At 64.2% G+C, this 17,632-nt stretch carries 17 protein-coding genes and 3 pseudogenes; 14 read left to right on the top strand and 6 right to left on the bottom strand.

Going from position 1 to position 17,632, the window contains the following annotated elements:
• Positions 1-935 precede the first annotated feature (935 nt).
• Both CXQ91_RS19935 and CXQ91_RS25790 read left to right on the top strand, forming a co-directional pair.
• Positions 936-1,871, top strand: a complete 936-nt coding sequence (locus CXQ91_RS19935) for a PASTA domain-containing protein (RefSeq protein ID WP_104175630.1) — start codon at positions 936-938, stop codon at positions 1,869-1,871.
• A 470-nt stretch (positions 1,872-2,341) separates the two neighbouring features.
• Positions 2,342-2,685, top strand: a pseudogene (locus CXQ91_RS25790) (IS5/IS1182 family transposase); the annotation flags it as partial.
• Between the two features lie 53 nt (positions 2,686-2,738).
• Here CXQ91_RS25790 and CXQ91_RS25795 read toward each other — a convergent pair.
• Positions 2,739-2,939, bottom strand: a pseudogene (locus tag CXQ91_RS25795) (hypothetical protein); the annotation flags it as partial.
• A 58-nt stretch (positions 2,940-2,997) separates the two neighbouring features.
• On the opposite strand from CXQ91_RS25795, the gene CXQ91_RS19940 reads away from it, so the two are divergent.
• Positions 2,998-4,482: a glycosyltransferase gene (locus CXQ91_RS19940; protein ID WP_104175631.1), complete on the top strand. Its 1,485-nt coding sequence runs from the start codon at positions 2,998-3,000 to the stop codon at positions 4,480-4,482.
• Positions 4,483-4,555: 73 nt separating this feature from the next.
• Positions 4,556-4,777, top strand: a complete 222-nt coding sequence (locus tag CXQ91_RS19945) for an acyl carrier protein (RefSeq protein WP_258074148.1) — start codon at positions 4,556-4,558, stop codon at positions 4,775-4,777.
• Between the two features lie 34 nt (positions 4,778-4,811).
• On the opposite strand, the gene CXQ91_RS19950 is transcribed toward CXQ91_RS19945, so the two are convergent.
• Positions 4,812-5,324: an Hsp20/alpha crystallin family protein gene (locus CXQ91_RS19950; RefSeq protein ID WP_104175633.1), complete on the bottom strand. Its 513-nt coding sequence runs from the start codon at positions 5,322-5,324 to the stop codon at positions 4,812-4,814.
• A 333-nt stretch (positions 5,325-5,657) separates the two neighbouring features.
• Between CXQ91_RS19950 and CXQ91_RS19955 the strand changes: the two genes are divergently transcribed.
• Both CXQ91_RS19955 and CXQ91_RS19960 read left to right on the top strand, forming a co-directional pair.
• Positions 5,658-6,638 carry an alpha/beta hydrolase gene (locus tag CXQ91_RS19955; protein WP_104175701.1) on the top strand — a complete coding sequence of 327 codons (981 nt, stop codon included), beginning with the start codon at positions 5,658-5,660 and terminating at the stop codon, positions 6,636-6,638.
• 26 nt (positions 6,639-6,664) lie between these two features.
• Positions 6,665-7,609: an alpha/beta fold hydrolase gene (locus CXQ91_RS19960; protein ID WP_104175634.1), complete on the top strand. Its 945-nt coding sequence runs from the start codon at positions 6,665-6,667 to the stop codon at positions 7,607-7,609.
• A 72-nt stretch (positions 7,610-7,681) separates the two neighbouring features.
• Here CXQ91_RS19960 and CXQ91_RS25400 read toward each other — a convergent pair whose 3' ends face one another.
• The 3 genes and pseudogenes from CXQ91_RS25400 to CXQ91_RS24580 all read right to left on the bottom strand — a co-directional run bounded on the left by CXQ91_RS25400 (position 7,682) and on the right by CXQ91_RS24580 (position 9,906).
• On the bottom strand, positions 7,682-8,182 hold the full coding sequence (locus CXQ91_RS25400; RefSeq protein ID WP_258074149.1) for a hypothetical protein: 501 nt from the start codon (positions 8,180-8,182) through the stop codon (positions 7,682-7,684).
• Positions 8,183-8,288: 106 nt separating this feature from the next.
• A pseudogene (locus CXQ91_RS25800) lies at positions 8,289-9,011 on the bottom strand (acyltransferase family protein); the annotation flags it as partial.
• A 247-nt stretch (positions 9,012-9,258) separates the two neighbouring features.
• Positions 9,259-9,906, bottom strand: coding sequence for a hypothetical protein (locus CXQ91_RS24580; RefSeq protein WP_146072387.1), 648 nt, complete (start codon positions 9,904-9,906; stop codon positions 9,259-9,261).
• Positions 9,907-10,413: 507 nt separating this feature from the next.
• On the opposite strand from CXQ91_RS24580, the gene CXQ91_RS19980 reads away from it, so the two are divergent.
• The 4 genes from CXQ91_RS19980 (at position 10,414) to CXQ91_RS19995 (ending at position 12,208) form a co-directional block, all read left to right on the top strand.
• Positions 10,414-10,746, top strand: coding sequence for a hypothetical protein (locus CXQ91_RS19980; protein ID WP_181038966.1), 333 nt, complete (start codon positions 10,414-10,416; stop codon positions 10,744-10,746).
• A gap of 32 nt (positions 10,747-10,778) precedes the next feature.
• Positions 10,779-11,339 carry a hypothetical protein gene (locus CXQ91_RS19985; protein WP_258074164.1) on the top strand — a complete coding sequence of 187 codons (561 nt, stop codon included), beginning with the start codon at positions 10,779-10,781 and terminating at the stop codon, positions 11,337-11,339.
• A gap of 117 nt (positions 11,340-11,456) precedes the next feature.
• Positions 11,457-11,777, top strand: a complete 321-nt coding sequence (locus CXQ91_RS19990) for a hypothetical protein (protein ID WP_258074165.1) — start codon at positions 11,457-11,459, stop codon at positions 11,775-11,777.
• Entirely contained in the window at positions 11,774-12,208 is a 435-nt protein-coding gene (locus tag CXQ91_RS19995; RefSeq protein ID WP_104175638.1) for a low molecular weight phosphatase family protein, read from the top strand. The genes CXQ91_RS19990 and CXQ91_RS19995 overlap by 4 nt, the downstream gene beginning before the upstream one ends.
• 32 nt (positions 12,209-12,240) lie before the next feature.
• Here CXQ91_RS19995 and CXQ91_RS20000 read toward each other — a convergent pair whose 3' ends face one another.
• The gene (locus CXQ91_RS20000; RefSeq protein WP_146072388.1) at positions 12,241-12,549 is read right to left on the bottom strand and encodes a hypothetical protein; all 309 of its coding nucleotides are present in this window, start codon (positions 12,547-12,549) and stop codon (positions 12,241-12,243) included.
• 207 nt (positions 12,550-12,756) lie between these two features.
• Between CXQ91_RS20000 and CXQ91_RS20005 the strand changes: the two genes are divergently transcribed.
• Genes CXQ91_RS20005 through CXQ91_RS20020 form a run of 4 tightly spaced genes read left to right on the top strand, consistent with a single transcriptional unit; the run spans position 12,757 to position 17,613 of the window.
• Entirely contained in the window at positions 12,757-13,635 is an 879-nt protein-coding gene (locus CXQ91_RS20005) for a MurR/RpiR family transcriptional regulator (protein WP_104175640.1), read from the top strand.
• Between the two features lie 41 nt (positions 13,636-13,676).
• Positions 13,677-15,854, top strand: coding sequence for a PQQ-binding-like beta-propeller repeat protein (locus tag CXQ91_RS20010; RefSeq protein ID WP_104175641.1), 2,178 nt, complete (start codon positions 13,677-13,679; stop codon positions 15,852-15,854).
• The gene (locus tag CXQ91_RS20015; protein WP_258074150.1) at positions 15,851-16,795 is read left to right on the top strand and encodes a carbohydrate ABC transporter permease; all 945 of its coding nucleotides are present in this window, start codon (positions 15,851-15,853) and stop codon (positions 16,793-16,795) included. The genes CXQ91_RS20010 and CXQ91_RS20015 overlap by 4 nt, the downstream gene beginning before the upstream one ends.
• Positions 16,792-17,613, top strand: a complete 822-nt coding sequence (locus CXQ91_RS20020; protein WP_104175643.1) for a carbohydrate ABC transporter permease — start codon at positions 16,792-16,794, stop codon at positions 17,611-17,613. Before CXQ91_RS20015 ends, CXQ91_RS20020 begins: the two co-directional genes overlap by 4 nt.
• Positions 17,614-17,632: the final 19 nt, after the last annotated feature.

A 17,632-nucleotide genomic window follows, 5' to 3' on the forward strand; every position in this document is an offset into this window, starting at 1 on the left:
TGACGGACCTTCCCCCGCTCCGAGCACCGGCTCCAGCAACAGGGAACCTGTCACACAACAGCCTGACACACAGGGGATTCCGCACGTTTCCGGGACTTCCCAGTGTTTGCAGGGGCTGGAGTCCGGTTCGAGTCCCACCTCGGGCGCGCATAACCCGTCGTCAGAGGGGTTTTTGCTTTAATGTGTGGACATTTAGCCTGCGCGGTCCCTCTGACGCTGTCCGCGGTCTGTGCCTGGCCCCGCGGTCGCCTATTCGGTTGTGTGGGTTGCGGGATCAGCGTCCTGGCTGGTGAGCCCCCCGCCTGCTGAATTTAGGGCTGTGAGTCGTCCCTTCTTGCTGTTTCCGGTGGACAGTTGTTGGCCTTCACTCGCTCATGGTCAGGAGTTGTGGTGACGACATGACCAAGACGTATTTTCTTCGAGGAATTTCCTCGGATAGCTACCTTCGGCGAGCCAGGAGGGTGCGCTCATCGAGTGATTGTCCGGCCAAACAGTGTGTGGACATTGTCCACACACTGTCCACGGGCGGCTTTTCGACCTACATTTTGGTCCCTTGCTCATGGTTTGCCTTCACTACTTCATGCAGTTCTCTGTTGCAGGCGACATGACTTTGCGGTCTGGACCGTCGGTGTCGTTGGACGCTCCGGGTTCAGCGGGAACGTCTTTGGGGGTATCTGTGGCTGGCGTGCGATTCGTCGACAGAGTGAAGGTGTGTGGGATCCGGGCTTTCTTCCGGGGCCGGTCCTGGTTTGGTGATCCGTCACACCTTTCCAAACTCGGACGCGCGGCCATGTACCACGAGCGGCAGGAGAGTGAAGGCACTCGACCAGTACAAGCTCCCATTTTCAGCTGTCAATCAGACCTGGATCCCTGGCCAAGGACACGATTGAATGCATGGCCGGCCAGCGTCGGGCAGCGCCATAGGATGAGCGCACATGCGGCCATCAATAACGGGGGACACGGACGTGAAGTTCAATATGATCGGGGTGGCCGCCGTAGCAGTTGCGCTGTTGCTGGCAGGATGCGGAACGCCTCCTCCGGAGACGTCGACTTCGCCAAGTACGACCACGTCCGTCGCGGCCAAGAAAGTCCCGGACGTCGCCGGAAAGCCGTTCTCGGAGGCCCGCGATCTGGTGGCCGCGGCCGGCATCACATACGAGACGGTCGGCAGCGACGGGGTGAAATTCACCGAAAGACCCGACGGCGCAGTTATTGTGGTCAGCTCAGACCCCGCGGCGGGTGAGGAGCTTCAGCCTGGTGCAGCTGTAACTTTCAAGATCAACGGCACCGAGGCGGAAGTCACTGCCGCGGCCGCCGCCAAAAAGGCAGCGGCGGCTGCCAAGGAAGCCGCGAGGGTACGGTCGCTGCGGTACAGCTTCAAATGCTCACCCTCGGGAAGTGCAATCACGGCGAAAGACAACCAGTCGTTCACCAAGCTCCAGGAAATCTGGGCGGCCCCGTCTTTCCTGAAGCTTATGTCGTGCGACCTCCGCGTCGCCGGGACGTGGTACCGGGACAAGTTCACACTGGAACCGGACGAGGCCTCCGTCGTGAAGCAGGTTGGTGCCGACGGTGGTGACATCAGTCTTCCGTCCTCGACGTACGGAAGCGTCCTGCTGCTCTGCGCTCTGCCGCCAGCGGATGGCTGGGACACCAAGTACGGCGAGTACCCTTCCGGCGGCCCGAAGATCAGGTCCGAGGCGAAGGCCGCGGCGGCCATGTGCCCGGATGCCCCGTTCGTTGCCGAGCTGATCAGGGTCGCCGCCGGTGTGCCGCCCGCGCCCAAAAACCTCCATGGGCGACGGCACGTTCATTGTCGGCAAGGACATTGCCGAAGGCTCATACCAGCTGAAAATACCGGCTGGAGCTAATGGAGCCCATGGCTGCTACTGGGAGCGCACAGGCCCCCAGGGTGAAACGATTGCGAACGACTTCATCTCATTCGCACCCCTAGGGCCGGTGGTCACCGTTTACGTAGGCGAAGGTTTTGTCAGCCAGAGCTGCGGCGTCTGGACACAGGGCGGCTGACCGCGCTGTGGCGACCCGTAGAAGCCGGGTTTCCATATCTTGGAGTCGATCAGCAGGACCGACTTGCCTGAGACGATGGTGTGATCGACGTTGGCTTTGAAGCCGGGCATCGGGTGCGCAGGTCGTGCAGGACGGCGGCCATCTTGCCGAAACCGTTCAGCAATACCCCAAGTCTTCTGTTCAGCCCGGTGGCCCCGCGGCCGTAGACCCCGTTCATCAGGACCAGAGCATCCGGCCGAGGTCCAGATGCCGAGGAGGACCAGGACGCGCCGAGGACTTTGCCGCCCGGGCCGTACATCCAGTCTTCAATTTCCTTCCGGCGGAGTTCGGTCCGTAGCAGACGGTTTGGAAGCGGCACCGCCGGTTCGCCTCCGACGGGACCTAGGACCGGATCCACAGAAAGCTTATGGCTGAAGCAGACGCCGCGCGCAGATCGACTTGACAGTTTCGGTGGACTCGACCATCAACCGGGCCCACCAGCACGGGACGAACCTTCCCCGCGCCACAGGGGGAACTCCCGTTACAAGAAACTGTTTGCTGAACCGTCCGACCACGCCATCGGCCCTCTAGGGGCGGGCTGGGCACCAAGATCCATCGCGCCTACGACGGTAAGGCCGGCCGCTGGCGATGATTCTTGGCCCGGGACAGGGCGGCGACTCGTAGGAACCTGTCCCTTCCACTCCTACGGCGCTTACCGTGCCGTGGCTGGTGATGAAGTGAAGCAGTTTGCTGTAGCCGGCGGCTGTTGCTGCGAACTTTTGATCAGCGATGGGTTTGCCGTATTCGGTGACAACGGCGACGTGGTCTGTATCGGCGTGGGTATCAACGCCGACAATGACTTTGGGTAGTTCCTCGACCAATATGGCGACGGCCCTGCTCTTCCTGGTGTTTGTGTGTTGCACGTTGGCCATGCTGATCGAGTACAAGTTGGGGTCCGGCGGTGGTGATACGGCCCGCTAGACTCTCTTCATGCGCAGAACGTCGGCACGAGGCCCCGACGCCGCTGGGAGGGAGCGCGTACTTATCCTGTCAGCAGGGGTAGGAGCGGGGCACAACAGCGCCGCGGCGGCGGTGCAGCAGGCGTGTGCCGCGCGCGCCGACATCGACGAGGTGCAGGTGCTGGACGTGCTGCAGGTGAGCAGCGTGCTCTACCGCACACTGCTGGGCAAGGGTTACTTCGTCCTGGTCGAGGACTTGCCCTGGCTGGTCGAGTGGGGCTACGACATCAACGACCGTCCGTTCCGGCGGCGGGGCCCAGTAGACCCCTGGACACGGGTGAACGCTCTTCCGGTGATCGGTGCGATCAAGCGATTCCGGCCGACCGCGATCGTCTGCACGCACTTCCTGCCAGCTCAACTGCTGGCGTCACTGCTCCTTCGCGGCGTGATTGACGCGAGGACCGCCGTCGTTACAACGGACTACGACTTCCAGGGCCTATGGCTTACGGGCGCGTTCCACGCGCTCTTCCTGGCCAGGGAGGAGGGGAGGGTGGAACTGATGGCGCTGGGTTTGCCCCCCGACCGCGTCGCGGCCACGGGGATCCCTATCGCTACCCAGCTGAACGTAGCGCCTGCGCGCGATGCAAACGAGCCCCCGATGCTGCTGATCTCGGCGGGTGCGACTGGCGGCGACTATGCCGTCTCGGTCGTGCGGCAGACGCTGCACATGCGCTCGTCCTTCACGGCCACGGTCATGTGCGGACGCAACAATGCGCTGCGGCAGCGTATCGAGCAGCTGGTGGCGCCCGCTGGCGACCGCTACCGCGTGCTCGGCTTCACGGCGGAGATGCCGCAGCTGCTGCGCCGCGCCGACCTGTTTGTGGGCAAGCCGGGCGGCCTGTCGGCGTCGGAGTGCATGGCTGCAGGACTGCCCATGGTGCTTGTGAACACCATCCCGGGGCAGGAGGTTCGCAACGGCGACTACCTGATGGAACAGGGGGCGGCGGTCCGCTGCAACACTCCCGCGACGATCGGCTGGAAGATCGACGAGCTGCTGCGGGAGCCGGGTCGCCTGCAGCGGATGCAGGCGGCGGCGCGGAGAACGGGCCGCCCTAACGCTGCAGCGGACGTGCTGACCGGACTGCTGGACGGGCCGTCCCGTCCCCTGGTCGTGACACGCGCAGCGCAGAAGACGATACTCGCCGAGAGCGAGCGGCGCGTCGTTGCGACGGATCTGACGGGACCCTCCTCGCTGGTCCGCGTGGTCGACTTGGCTGGGGCTAGCACGGTCGCGCTGCTGCGAGCCGAGGAGCTGGGAGATCTGCAGAAGCGGTATGCCACCCCGGACGGGGGTCTGGTACTGCGGCGCGGCGACGCGCTCATGTCGCTCAGGGGAGAGGAGCGGCGGCTGCTCCGCGCCATTCTTCGGGGGGACGACGAGCTGCCCGTCCGCGTCGAGGGGCCCTCGCCACCCCCTCGCATCGTTCCCGCGGGACCGGCCGGACACGACCCTTAAGGACTGAATTGCTGCAGTCACCGGAGGATGCAGTCACCGGAGGAGTTATGAAGGACAGGACGCCCGTCAGGCCGTGCAGGCAGCTATCTGCCAGGTGCCCCCCGACGTCGAGCTTGAAAACCTCGCCGGCCGCGTCCGGCTGCGACAGGACCTAGAGCTCGACTCACTCGACTTTCTCCACCTCGTGGAAATCATCGCAAAGACCATGGGCGGTGACATTCCGGAACGCGACTATCCGGCCGTGGCAACGGTTGACGGCATGGTCAACTACCTGGCCAGCCACGGCTCAAGGTAACTTGGCCGACCAAGGTGGTAGCCCTCTGCCGCTGTCATCGCAATCGGGTGCCATACCTGCTGTGCTCGACATTGCCATTGGGTGTCCACTGTTGTGTGCTTACCAGGTCTCCGGCAGCACATTTGCGTGGCGACCGCTGCTGAGGCCGTTCTAATGCAGCTTTCAAAGAGCCGTTCGGTGTCATGGACGGCGAAGGCGCTTTGGGCCCGGTTCCGCGTGAACAGCATGTCGTCCGCGGCGAGCCGGACTTGGCCGTGAATCCCGGGGACAGGAGCTGGCCAGCTGCCTGGAACAGCACGGCGGTGATGGTGTGGGCGGGGCGGCTGCGCCGGTATGGTCCATGAACCACTGCCGGTGTCTTCGGGGCCGCCGGCTGCGCTGCTTGGTCCGAAAGGTGGGCAGGGACTTCCAATACCCCGTCGGAGTAGGTGGCTTTGATATCTCCTTCCTTAACATCGTCGGGAAGCGGGACGCTGCGGCTGAAGGGTCCGTACCGGAATTCGGACCGGAAGCGCTTGGAGTCAAACAGTCTGTCCAGGGAGTGCATCAGCCCAGACGGGGTGCATAAGCGTGTTGAATAGCAAGGTCCAACGGGTCGTCGCGAAAGGACACCATTTCAGCAGATCAGACATGACAGCTTCCCCAGACCCTGGGCAAGGAAGGGCCTTCAGCGGACCGGTGTCCCTCCAATAGATACTGCGGGCGAAACAGGCAACAAGGACGAAAGGCCCCCGGGCCCGCCGACGTTCGGCATTTCTGGTCTTCCGGCTAGCATTATTGGATGACCACTGCGGTCCACCATTCCGAAAATGCCTTCTCGCTGGCACGCCGGGCGCGAGGAGTGGTGCGCCGCGTCCCGGTCTGGACATGGCGGCTCCTCATGCGCTCGGTGAGCTCACGTGAGCGGACGAAGTTTAACAGCGAACCCATCACGGAAGTGGACTACGTCCACGACATAAATTACCTGGGCGACAATGTGCGGGCGCACCACCTGGACGTGCTCACCCCTGCTGCTCCGGCTGTGGACAGCCCTGAGGGGAGAGCCGGGAACCAAAAGTCCTTTCCTGTCTACGTCTATTTCCACGGCGGAGGCTGGACGTCCGGGGACAAGTCAGCGCTGACCAAGTACTGCGCGAACCAGGCGCTCGGCGGGATGGTTGTGGTCAACGTCAACTACCGCCAGCCTCCCCGTTTCCACATGGGCCATGTTCTGAGGGATGCAAATGCAGCCTTGGCGTGGGTAAGTGCGAACATAGGCCAATACGGCGGGGATCCGGAATGCGTGATCTTAGGGGGTGACTCCGCCGGCGGTCAGATCGCGGCTTTGCTCACCGCTACCATCTTCAGGCCTGAGCTCGCCGCGCACTACTCCTTGAAGCCAGCTGTCCCCGGGAAGCACCTGAAGGGACTGGTTCAGCACTGCAGCGTGGTTGATTTCTCTGTGTTTTTCAAGAGCGGCTTTGTCCTCAGCCTGAACTTCGTCCGAATGTTGCTGCCATCGGCCGGCAAGGCTAGGGGCTGGATGCAGAGTGCCTTCTCCACTGGCCCGGGCATGGAACGGCTAAGGGCCGCGACCGGCTTCGTGTCTCCCATTGAGTGGCTCGACGGCCGCTTCCCACCGGTGTTCGTCACTACGTCCGAGCGCGACTTCTTTTACGAGGCGAACGTGAACTTCATTAAACGGCTTCAACAGAACGCCGTGCCAGTAGACATGTTGATCTACTCCTGGGCGAACGCCAACACTGAACACACATGGCAGCAGGACTACCGCTATCCGGAATCCCAGGAAGTATACCGGCGCCTGCGCGCTTTCGTCCGGAATGTCTCACAGCAGCCTGTTGACCATGACCCCGCACCATAGGCAGCCGTCCGGGCTATGTTTGGACCATGGCAGCGCAGACGCAGGGTCAGGAACCGTCCGGGGTCGATCCAGAGGGGAATGGCTCCGCGAGGGTTGATACGGCTGCCCTGCGGGATGCCCAACTGGGGGACGTAGACTGGACCATCCCGCCTGCTGGTTCCGTGACCATGCGCATCCCCGTACCCAGCGGTCAACTTGCGGCCTTGGCAATGGGTGACCCCGACGATCCATGGATCGTACTGGTTCCGGGCGCCACTGGCTCGAAAGAGGACTTCTCGCTCATGATGCCGGACCTGGCCGGCGGGGGCTTTTTTGTACTGAGCTATGACCTGGCCGGTCAGTATGAGTCAGCAGCAGCGGGGCCGGAGAAGCTGGTTCCACCAAAGCGGCGTTACGACTACGAACTCTTTGCCGAGGATTTCCTTGCAGTCATCGAGGCCGCCGGCAAACCCGTGCACATAGTGGCTTACTCCTTCGCCGCCATTGTTGCCCAAATCGCCTTTTCGAAGAGACCGGACCTGTTCGAGACCCTAACCCTTTTGAGCTGCCCGCCGGAGCCCGGGCAAAGCTTCCGTGGCGTCAGCCGGATCGGCCGTTTCAGCAGCTGGGCCAATGACCGGATCGGGGCAGCCCTGCTGATTTGGGGCATTCGCAGGGGTTTTGTCCCGGTTCCCAAGGGGCGCCGGCGGTTCGTCAACTACCGCTTCCGTTTTACCCGCCGGGCCTCTGTCCGGGACATCTATGGACTAATGAAGAATGCACCGGACCTGAGGAAATTCCTGGCCGACGCCGCACTCCCGAAGTTCGTTGCGGTCGGTGAGCATGACTTATGGCCTTTGCACCTGCACCGGCGTTTCGCGCAGGCGATCGGAGCCCGGATCGCCGTCTACCGCGGCGGGCACAGTCCCTGTGAAACTTCGCCACACCAGTTCAGCCGTGACCTGCTGGTCCTTTACGGGAAGGATAGCTGAACGGCGTCGGAACACGCGTCATCGGCGGCCCCCCCATGCACGCGCTGCCAGTGTATACGTCCCAAGCGGCGCTTAAGCGGCGGTTCCTCCCTGAACTCGACCCTGAATGTCACAAGGGACATCTCGAGGCGCCGCCTCAGCGATGGCCAGTTCGCGAACGGCCGCGACGAGACCCCGTCGCCTTTGCGGTTCCGAAGGCGTCACCCGATTTTGAGCAGATGAACCGCCCGCTTCTCTGCCTTCCCCAGGCGCTCCTGCCGGTTCAGCGTGCCGTGGCGTCGTCCCGAGCAACACCCTGAGTCCCGGCACAAAGCGCGAGACGTGACCGATTCCGAAGGAGAAGAAGAGACCCAAGACGGAGACAATTAAGAACTTGGCGCCCGGCGGCGAAACTATCTGGAGAAGCACCATCTGAAGGCTGACGACGACGAAGACGTGCAGAATATAGGCGGCGTAGCTGGCGGTGGCCATTTCGGCGAGAAACGGTGTGGTTTTGCGGAATACCTCGCGGAACGAAACCACGAGTCCCACGGACAGTCCAGTGCAGATCAGCGCTTCCAATGAGACGCGCACGAGCGAACGCCAATCGAGGCCGCCGATCGCCGTAAGGGCGTCCCACAGGTTGGACGCCTGGAGCGAGTAGACGACTGCGGCGGCTCCGCCCCCCCACGACGAGCCACACGAGACCAACCCTGAGTGGAATCCGCCGGAACCAGTCGTTGCGGAAGGCCACAATCCCAAGCACGAACAGGCTCAGGTATTGCGCCAGGTTCGCTGGCTCAGCGGGCAACACATAGAACAGCGGTACCCAATGATCGACGGGGAACCACCACCGCACTACCCACGTGACCAAGATCAGAGCGGCGGCGAACACGAGTATGACGGTGTGGCTGGGCGGCGGCAGCATCCTTGCACGCCCGGGCGAACCAGCGCGGCGCGCCCAAACTACGTAGACCACGGAATACAGGAGCAGATGCCCCAGGAACCACAGGTGCAGATAGGCGCCCTGCCAGGCTCCGTTATAGAGCCCCCGGATGAGGTCGACCGGGTCAGGACGTCCGGACATGAAGTACATGAGCGGGATGTTCACGACCAGAATGAAAAATACAAGTGGCACTCCTAGGCGCGCCCAGCGCTCCTTAAGAAAGCGACGGGAACCTTTCCGCTCGTACGGTCCAGGGAGGAGAAAACCTGCCAGCAGGAACAGCAGACCAAGGCCTACAGCTGCGTTAACCGTGTAGAACGGGCGGAACCAGTCGCTCGTGGCCGTGTCCTTGACAGGCCAGAAGCCACCGGTGGGCCCGTAAGCTTGCGCCGCGTGATGAATGATCACCATAGAGATGATCAGCACCCTCAGGACGTCTAGGAAGACCACACGCCCGAATGCTGCCGTCCCGGACATCACTTGTCCTTTCCGTCCATGTCATGGTGGATTTGGACCAATGCTTGTTTACAGGTGCACCGTCGCGCCAGAGCCCAATGACCTCAACAGTTCGAGCTGCGAAGCCGTCCGACGGCCGATCGAGGCGGTGGGAGGACTCCTGGACCGTAGCGACGATTCCGGCAGCGTCCGCCCCGTGTCCGGGCCATGTCCCAGCAGCCGGTGGACTAGGTCAGAAGTCAGGGGCGGGGGCACAAATAGAATCTGTTCATTCCGTGGCATCCGGCCGGTGGTGCATGCGACCAACCGAGTAGAGACGGAACCGGAACAGGCATGACCAGGAGCATGAGGGGCAGGCAAGCAGGCCGGTCTGCAGTGGGATCAGCTCGCTCCCGGCCACGAGGTCAAGCCTGTACGCCGTGATCAGCAGAAGCCCGGCGACCATCGTTGCACCGGACATCTCCAGCGTGGGGCGCCAACCCATGCCCATGAAACGCATCCAGGCCAACATCTGGAGGGAGAGGCTGATCGCGATGACCAGCACCGTCAGCTCAGGCGCCAGTTGACCCAGGTTGCTATAGCCCAGCAGGGCCGCGGCGCCGAAGAACACCAGACTCAGGAGAACCCGCCCGCGCACATCACCAGACACATCTGGATGAAGTGAAGGACGAAGCGCCCCATGGGTCGGAGCCACCCGGCAGGAGGGGCGGAACTCGGCACCAAACCCTGCCCACCAATTCGAAGTACACGCATGACGATCTCCCTCCTCGGAAATGACGGGGCTCCCTTTGTGCAGGCTTGGAGACATCGGCACCGACAGACGCAAGACGGTCTTGCGGGGAATCTTGGGGGCAGCCGACGCTTTCCGGGCGAGGAGTCTCTTTTCCCAGCAGGTGCTTCCCTTGCCCAGTCCCATAGGGTCGAAAGACCTCGTGAGACCGCCGCGTCGCCGTCACCAGCATCATCGCCGGCGCGAAGGGCGGTGGCGCCCCCGGCGGTGAAGACCGGAGGCGACACAAAACTCCGGCCCCAAGTCAAAGCGATTGCAGCAGTCTGCGCATTGCCGGCACTTCCACCTCCGACCGGCTGCTCGCCCCAGATTCCAGCACATCCAAACCCACGACCACCTCGACACCCTCCCACCGAGACCGTCGACGCAGACCGGACTGGTCCTCTTGGCTCTTTGCGGGGTTGACGGCCCTGCCCCTGAGGTCGAACGTTCAACGGGAGGAGCGTTTACGAGGGAGTGTTTCCACCGGGACGCTCGTCCCTGAAGGGGACCCGGTTTGTGTGGAGCGCTCGACGGCGGAGCAGCAGCACTGCTGCGAGCACGATCCATATCAGGGGCGGGAAGTTCGCGGCGATGATCGGCCCCCACCCGGCAGCGTTGTAGAAGCCACTTGGGTCCGCCGGTCCGCCGTACATGGACGGCACTGCGGCTCTCTGCCCCAACGCCCCCACCACGGTCACCCCGGACGCCAACCGATTCGACGACGTCGCCGGAAACGGATTCGCGCTGCTAGCTCTCGCGATCACTCCCGAGGAACGCGAACGGATCCTGCACAAGGGCGCGGCGCCCGTCGTCCCCGACCCCGGATCTGAACTCCATCAGTGGCTCGTCCGACATCGAGTTCCTGCTGCGGTTGTCCGCCCGGATCGCACCGTGATGTTCACCTCCGGCTCCGTCTCCGGGAGCCTCGCGCGCTTGCCGTCGTTCCACTCGGCAACCGCGAACGGCGAGCGAGCAGAGCGATGAAAGGTCACCTGCCCACCGTCCCACGCGCAGTGATGGTTCTTAACCGCCTGTCGGATGTCGGCGACAAGCGGCCGGGGACGCCCCTTCCGTCAAGCCGTCGTCCGGGCACGGATGCGCAGCAACGCTCAGAGGCGCTCAAGGAGCGTGTGTACGTCACCTTCACCGCGCTGGCCGTGACGATCGCTTTCGAACGCGACGCCGGGCATGCGACAGTGGCCGGCGCTGCACTCACGCTCCTGCTCACCGTCCTGGGCACGCTGCTGGCCGTCTTTGTTGCGGATGTGATCGCGTACATGGTCCGGGACAGCTCGCTGCCATCCCGGGCCGAACTCGCCCACCTCATACACGTGAGCTTCGGGTCATTAGGCGTCATCGTCGCGCCGATGCTGATCCTCGGGCTCAGCGCGCTTGGCCTGATCGGCGTGGCGCCCGCGCTCCGGGTGATCGCCGTGACGCTCGTCGCCACCCTGGTAGTCGTCGCGCTCTTCGCCGTGCGTCGACTGCGCGTCAAGCCATGGCTCAAAATCCTGGTGCTCGCCATCATGGCGGCGCTTGGACTCGCGGTGCTCGCCATCGAGCTCGCCGTCCACTGATCACTTCAGGTGGCGTTAGCAACATCGGCTCCATCGCCGCGTCCGCATCCGGAGCTCGATGGCCTGGTCGAGCGATAGCGCTCGTGCGTCCTCGATAGACTCATCACTTCGGGCAGGATCCACGTCCGCTCCGCCGGCTCCCTGCCGGCATCCGTACTCGAACCCGCCGTCGTGACAGTGATGTCCGAGATGGGACTGGACCTGTCCGGGAACTATCCCAAGCCACTCACCGACGGCGTCGTGCGCGCCTCCGACGTAGTGATTACCATAGGTTGCTGCGACTCCTGCCCCATCCATCCCGGTAGACGGTACGAGGACTGGGAACTTCCCGACCCGGCCCACCAGCCCCTCGAAACGGTCCGGGAGATCCGGGACCAGATCCACGCCAGGGGCAAAACCCTGGTCGACTCACTCAAAAAGGAAACCACGCTCCCATGACTCACGAAACCACGAACGCAGCGAAGACCCCTTCGGTCCTCTTCGTCTGCAGCAAGAACAGCGGCAAATCCCAGCTCGCCGCCGGCCTGATGAACCAGCTCGCCGGCGGAGCCGTCACCGTCTACTCAGCCGGCACCAAACCCGGAAAGTCCCTCAACCCGCAGGCCGTGGAGTCCCTGACCGAACTCGGCATCGACATCACCGGAGAACACCCCAAACCCGTCACGGACGAAGTCCTGGACACCGTGGACGCAGTTATCATCCTCGGCACCGAAGCGAAGCTCGAACCCCGCGACGGCACCCGCTTCGAGGTGTGGGACACGGATGAGCCCTCCGAACGCGGCATCGAAGGCAGGGAACGCAGGCACCTGGTCCGGGACGACATCCAGGCCCGCGTCCAGAAGCTCTACGCGGAGCTCACCGGGAACTAGTCAGGCCCCCGACCGCTCTGAACCGCTCGTTGTCAGCGATTGACGGCGAAGGCGGCAAGGATTGCGGTCGACGCGTCGCTGAGCCAGTGGACGGCCGTGGCAGCCGGGAGCCGGCGGCACAGCAGCACGAAGGTCAGAGTCAGGCCTGCGGTGATCAGGAGGGCGCCGAGCAACCGTGAGACGAGGTGGGTTCCGTCGGGAATGAAGGGGATCACCAGATGCTGGGAACTCCAGAAGACGACGACGATGGCCGCTCCGTTCCAGGTGCTGTTCGTGACGGACTGAAACCGTGGCAACAGGAAGTCGAGGTAGACCGTTCCCTCACTAAAGGCCCGCGTCACCGGCCGAACTGTGCTGCTCTAGATGGCAGCCCGTACCGGCAGGTCAATGAAGGTGGCCTGGGGTGGGATGACCCCGGGCCCGTAGAACGGATGAGCAGCCCTGGTGGTGTGAAACTATGTTTCCCGTCGCAGTCGTCTATGAAAGATTTTTTCTCCGTTTACCTTTGCGCCTTTCCCCGTTGACCTGGCATCCGTAGCTTTCTTGGTGTGACAACAAATGACCTGGCAACGGCCCCTGCACACCGCGAGCAGTTCCTGGAAGCGGTGCGGGAGAACCTGGCCTCCTTTACCTCCGTCGAACTGAGAATCGCCAAGGCGATGCTCAACGATCCCGCAGGGCTGATCAACCAGTCCATCGGCCAGTTCGCTGTCGTGGCCGGGGTGTCCGCGGCGTCCGCGGTGCGCTTTTGCCGGGCCATGGGCCTGGCCGGTTTCCAGGAACTCAAGCTGACGCTGAGCCGCTCGGCACCCGCGCACCCGGCCCGGGCGGCAACGGATGTCGACGCCGCGGACTCACCGGAGACAGCCAGCCGCAAAGTGGTGCTGGGATCCGCGGAGGCCTTGGCCACGGCGGCCGGCAACATCGACCACGCCGCCATTGCTGCTGCTGCCGGAGTCCTCGGCGATGCCCGTAGGGTCCTGGTGGCCGGCATCGGCACTTCTGCTCCGCTTGCCGCGGATGTGGCCTATCGGCTGGCATTGATCGGCGTGGACGCCGTGTTTCCGGTGGACGCGCACGTCCAGCACGTCATGGCCAGCCACCTGACGGCCGGGGATGCCTGCCTGGTCATCTCCCATACCGGATCCACCGTGGAAACCCTTGCTGTCGCCGGTGCGGCGCGCGAAACCGGGGCCACGGTTCTCGCGGTCACCAGCTTCGCCGGAACACCCCTGACCGACATCTCGGACCACGTGGTTGTCGCCGGCAGCCAGGAAACCGCTTATCGCGTGGACGCCATGACCAGCCGCATGGTGCATCTGGCCGTCCTCGATGCCCTCGTGGTGGTGCTGGCGCACGCCTCGCCGCAGCGGTCCGAGACCCTGGCGGCGAGCAACGAAATCCTGGCCCGCGGCCACCGAATCTAGCCACTCCTTCCCAATCCCTACCTCATTCCCGGGAGACACCCATGCCCAAAACCATCCACGGCCTTGTGACTGACGGCGCCGGAGCGCCGCTTGCCGGTGTCGCCGTCACCAATGGCTGCGACGTCATCACCACGGACGGCGGCGGCTCGTTCAGTCTGGTGCCCGCCGGGCATTTCATTGCCATTACCCGCCCCACGGGGTGGACTACGGACCGCTGGTTCGTACGGATCGACGCCGGCGCTACTGAGGAAACTGCCATCACTTTCGTGCTGGAACGCGAAGAGCAATCGCTGCCCTACCAGTTCATGCACATCACGGACACGCACATCGATGCCAAGCGCGAGTCCGAGTGGTCCTTTGACTACGGCCGCCTCACCCAGGCCAGCCAGCTCAAGGAGTTCCTGGCGGACCTTCCGCAGCTGTCCCCGGCAAGCCGGTCGGTGGTCATCACGGGGGACCTCGTCGATCACGGCAGCCCGGACGAATTCGTCGAGCTCATGGATGCGGTGTCGGATGCCCCGGTCTCCGTCAACCTCGTCCCCGGCAACCACGACCACATGCACACCGGACTCAAAGGCCTGGTTTCGCGCAACAACTACATCATCAACGACGGCAACCCGGAGCTCTACGAGGCCATGGTGGGTCCCCGCTGGTTCTCCTATGACGTCGCGGGCTTGCATGTGGTGGTGATGGACTGGCATACGCACGAACTCGGCCTGGACCACACAGCCCAGGAGGAATGGCTCCGGAACGACCTCGCGGCCGCGGGGGAGAACACCCCGTACATCCTCTGCATGCACGACCAGCCGGGCCACTCCATCATGGATTGGCTGCCGCGCAAGCCCCTGGCCACCTTCTCCGGACACTGGCACACCTCCCGCGTAGTGGAGATCGACGGGGTCCTGCACGTCAACAGCCCCACGCCGTTCTTCGCCGGTCTGGACTACTCCCCGCCCATGTTCCGCGAAGTGGTCTGGGACGGCACGGAAATCACGCTCAACTCACGCACCATGCCGGCACGCTACCTCCACAACCCCGAACACGTCTTCGACGTGGACAAGGCCACCATCGCCGGTTACACCGCCAAGCCCGAACAGCCGCTGGTCCGCTGGCGGCACCAGCTGGCCGGTGCCGGGCACCGCGCGGGCGTGGCCCTTGCGGACGGCATGGTCCTGGCCGGGTCCCAGATTGAAGACCAGCCCGCGGGCAGTGTCGAGGCGCTCGACGCCGGGACCGGTCACCGGCTGTGGTCGGCCCGCACGGCGTCGGCCGTCAAAACCAGACCCCTCAAGGTGGGCGTCGTCGTCGTCGCCGCCGAAGTCAACGGAGCAGTCGCAGGACTCGATGCCGCCACCGGCGAGCGCAGGTGGACCACACCCTCCGCTGATCCGTATCGGCGCTTTGCCTGGCAATCGCCCGTGGAGTCGGAAGGGATTGTGGTCCTGGGCGACCAGAGCGACCTCCGGGCCCTCCACGCCGCTACCGGCGAAGTCCTGTGGCGCAGGACCGATCTTTCCCCGCATCACAACATCGTCACCCACTCCAGCGTGCTGATCCTCGGACGGACAGTTGTGGTCGGGTTCTGGCCGACGCCCAATGCGCCGATCGCCGTCGACCTCCACACCGGCGAATCCCTCTGGACGGTCCCGCCGCTGAAGGACGACCCGTGGGAGACCGCACGGAAGCTCCGGGTGACGGGCACGGCCGTGTTCGATGGGGCCGATGACAGTATCCTCCTACCGGCCATCGCCGGCACCGTCAAGCTGGACCGCGCAAGCGGGCGGGTGCTGTGGACGGCGGACCATGAAGGCGGGTACAGCCCGTCGACACCCGTCGTGACGCCCGATGGCTATGTCGTCACGGTCACCGGCCGCGGGATCCGCATGCTGAACCGGGAAACCGGCGCCCTGCTCTGGGACGTCGCCGTGGACGGACTCGCGCCGTTCCCCATGACCGCCTACCGCAAGAAGGCCCACCCGGTCATGGCTGCGCCTCTGTACCTTGAATCGGAGGAGTCACTCCTGCTCCCCGGGCTCGACGGCGTCATCCGGCGCTACCGCCTGGACGGCACGCCTGAGGGCGAGTTCCGGATCGGCGTCCCGCTCGCCGCGCCGCTGGTAGCTGCCGACGGCGGCTACCTGACGGTCGGCGTCGACGGCGGCGTGCTGTCGCTGGACCTGCCCTCGGGCCCGACAGCGGAAAACGGCGCCTCATCATGACAACGCCCGTGATGAACGAGCGCCCATCGCTTGACCAAGTAGTGCCGGGAGAGGGTCTGGCACCCCAAAAACCGCGTGCGCCCAAGCCAAGCCTCACGCCCTACCTGCTGCTCCTGCCCGCGCTGCTGGCCATGCTGCTGTTTGTCTACGGCCCTGCACTGTTGTCCCTGATCGGCAGCTTCTTCATCATCCCGCTGTCCAAGGGACCTTGGAAATTCGCCGGGCTGGACAACTACGAGTCCGTGCTCGGCGATCCGCTGATCCAGCAGGCGGCGTGGAACACGCTCGTCTATTCGGTGGCCACGATCATTCCGTCCATGGTGCTGGGCCTGCTGCTGGCTCTCTTGATGGAGCGGGTGGGCCGAATGGGCTGGCTGGCCAAGACTGCGCTGATCCTGCCCATGACGGCCAACATGGTGGCGATGGCGGTGGTTTTCAAATGGATCTTCGCCTTGCAGGGCGGCCTGGCCAACCAGACCCTGGCCATCGTCGGGCTGGCCCCCTTCAACTGGCTCGAGGAGGCCGAAACCTCGTTGCCTACCGTGATCCTGGTGGGACTGTGGCGGGCAACATCCCTGTGTACCCTGCTGTTCATGGCCGGTCTCACCACCATTCCCGGCTCCATCCACGAGGCCACAGCGGTGGAGGGAATCCGCGGCTTCGCGAAGCTCCGCACGATCATCCTGCCCATGCTCAAGCCCACGGTCGTGTTCGTCTCCGTCCTTTCAATCACTGGTGCGGCGCAGGTGTTCGAAATCGTCCATGTTATGACCGACGGCGGACCGCTGGGCAGCTCGGAGGTGGCCATGACCGCCGCCCAGCGGGTCGGCTTCGAGTATTTCCGCGTGGGCGAAGCCTCTGCCATGTCCTTCACCCTCATCGCCATCCTCCTGGCCATCGGCATCATCGGCCGAGGCCGCAGCCCCAAGGAAGAGTCATGATCCGTCTCTATAAGCTGCTCGGACTGGTTCTCGGAGCCGTTGCCGTCATCCTCGCTTTGTTCCCCTTCTACTGGATGCTCCGCACCGCGGTGGCGCCCGCCGATGGCAATGCCCTGACGGGGCTGAGCCTCATCCCGGCGGAGCTGGACCTGTCCAACTTCGCCCGGGCATGGGATCGCGCCAATCTGGGTTCCGCGATGCTGAACGGCATCACAGTGACCCTGGGGATCCTGCTTCTGCAGCTCCTGACGTGCATCCCGGCCGCTTATGCCCTGGCGAGATTCCGCTTCCGCGGAGCCGGGGTCCTGCTGGGCCTCGTGCTGGCATGCCTCCTCATCCCGAGCCAGGCCACACTGATCCCCACCTTCGTGGGCCTGAACCTGCTGGGCCTCGGCGATACCAAGATCGGCCTGGTGCTGCCCTTCGTCACCAGCGCCATCGGTATCTTCATGCTTCGGCAGCAGATGCTGTCCATCCCCGACGCCATCATGGAGGCTGCCCGCACCGACGGCCTCGGACCGCTTCGGACCCTCATCTCGGTGGTGGTCCCCATGTCCGCCCCCTCGATCGCAGCCTTCTCGATGCTGTCCATCTTCACCCACTGGAACGACTACCTCTGGCCGCTCCTGGTCGCCCGCAGCCCGGAAATCATGACACCACCGCTGACCCTCGCCATTTTCCAGAACGCGGACACGGGCTTCGACTACCCGGCCCTCTCCGCGGCCGCGGCCATCGTCACGGCCCCTGTCATCATCCTGTTCCTCCTGGCCCAACGGCACTTTGTCCGCGGCATGGCCGGCCCGGAAGTCGCCGGCTAGCCCCCAAACCATTCCCTCC

The organism is Arthrobacter sp. Y81 (assembly GCF_002929335.1).
Lineage (GTDB): Bacteria > Actinomycetota > Actinomycetes > Actinomycetales > Micrococcaceae > Arthrobacter.

What these genes read in the sequence shown, in the direction of transcription:
- CXQ91_RS19935 (WP_104175630.1), top strand. Translation starts at nt 936, where the DNA reads ATGCGGCCATCAATAACGGGGGACACGGACGTGAAGTTCAATATGATC.
- CXQ91_RS19940 (WP_104175631.1), top strand. Translation starts at nt 2,998, where the DNA reads ATGCGCAGAACGTCGGCACGAGGCCCCGACGCCGCTGGGAGGGAGCGC.
- CXQ91_RS19950 (WP_104175633.1), bottom strand. Translation starts at nt 5,324, where the DNA reads ATGCACTCCCTGGACAGACTGTTTGACTCCAAGCGCTTCCGGTCCGAA.
- CXQ91_RS19955 (WP_104175701.1), top strand. Translation starts at nt 5,658, where the DNA reads ATGCGCTCGGTGAGCTCACGTGAGCGGACGAAGTTTAACAGCGAACCC.
- CXQ91_RS19960 (WP_104175634.1), top strand. Translation starts at nt 6,665, where the DNA reads ATGGCAGCGCAGACGCAGGGTCAGGAACCGTCCGGGGTCGATCCAGAG.
- CXQ91_RS24580 (WP_146072387.1), bottom strand. Translation starts at nt 9,906, where the DNA reads ATGGGACTGGGCAAGGGAAGCACCTGCTGGGAAAAGAGACTCCTCGCC.
- CXQ91_RS19980 (WP_181038966.1), top strand. Translation starts at nt 10,414, where the DNA reads ATGGACGGCACTGCGGCTCTCTGCCCCAACGCCCCCACCACGGTCACC.
- CXQ91_RS19985 (WP_258074164.1), top strand. Translation starts at nt 10,779, where the DNA reads ATGGTTCTTAACCGCCTGTCGGATGTCGGCGACAAGCGGCCGGGGACG.
- CXQ91_RS19995 (WP_104175638.1), top strand. Translation starts at nt 11,774, where the DNA reads ATGACTCACGAAACCACGAACGCAGCGAAGACCCCTTCGGTCCTCTTC.
- CXQ91_RS20010 (WP_104175641.1), top strand. Translation starts at nt 13,677, where the DNA reads ATGCCCAAAACCATCCACGGCCTTGTGACTGACGGCGCCGGAGCGCCG.
- CXQ91_RS20015 (WP_258074150.1), top strand. Translation starts at nt 15,851, where the DNA reads ATGACAACGCCCGTGATGAACGAGCGCCCATCGCTTGACCAAGTAGTG.
- CXQ91_RS20020 (WP_104175643.1), top strand. Translation starts at nt 16,792, where the DNA reads ATGATCCGTCTCTATAAGCTGCTCGGACTGGTTCTCGGAGCCGTTGCC.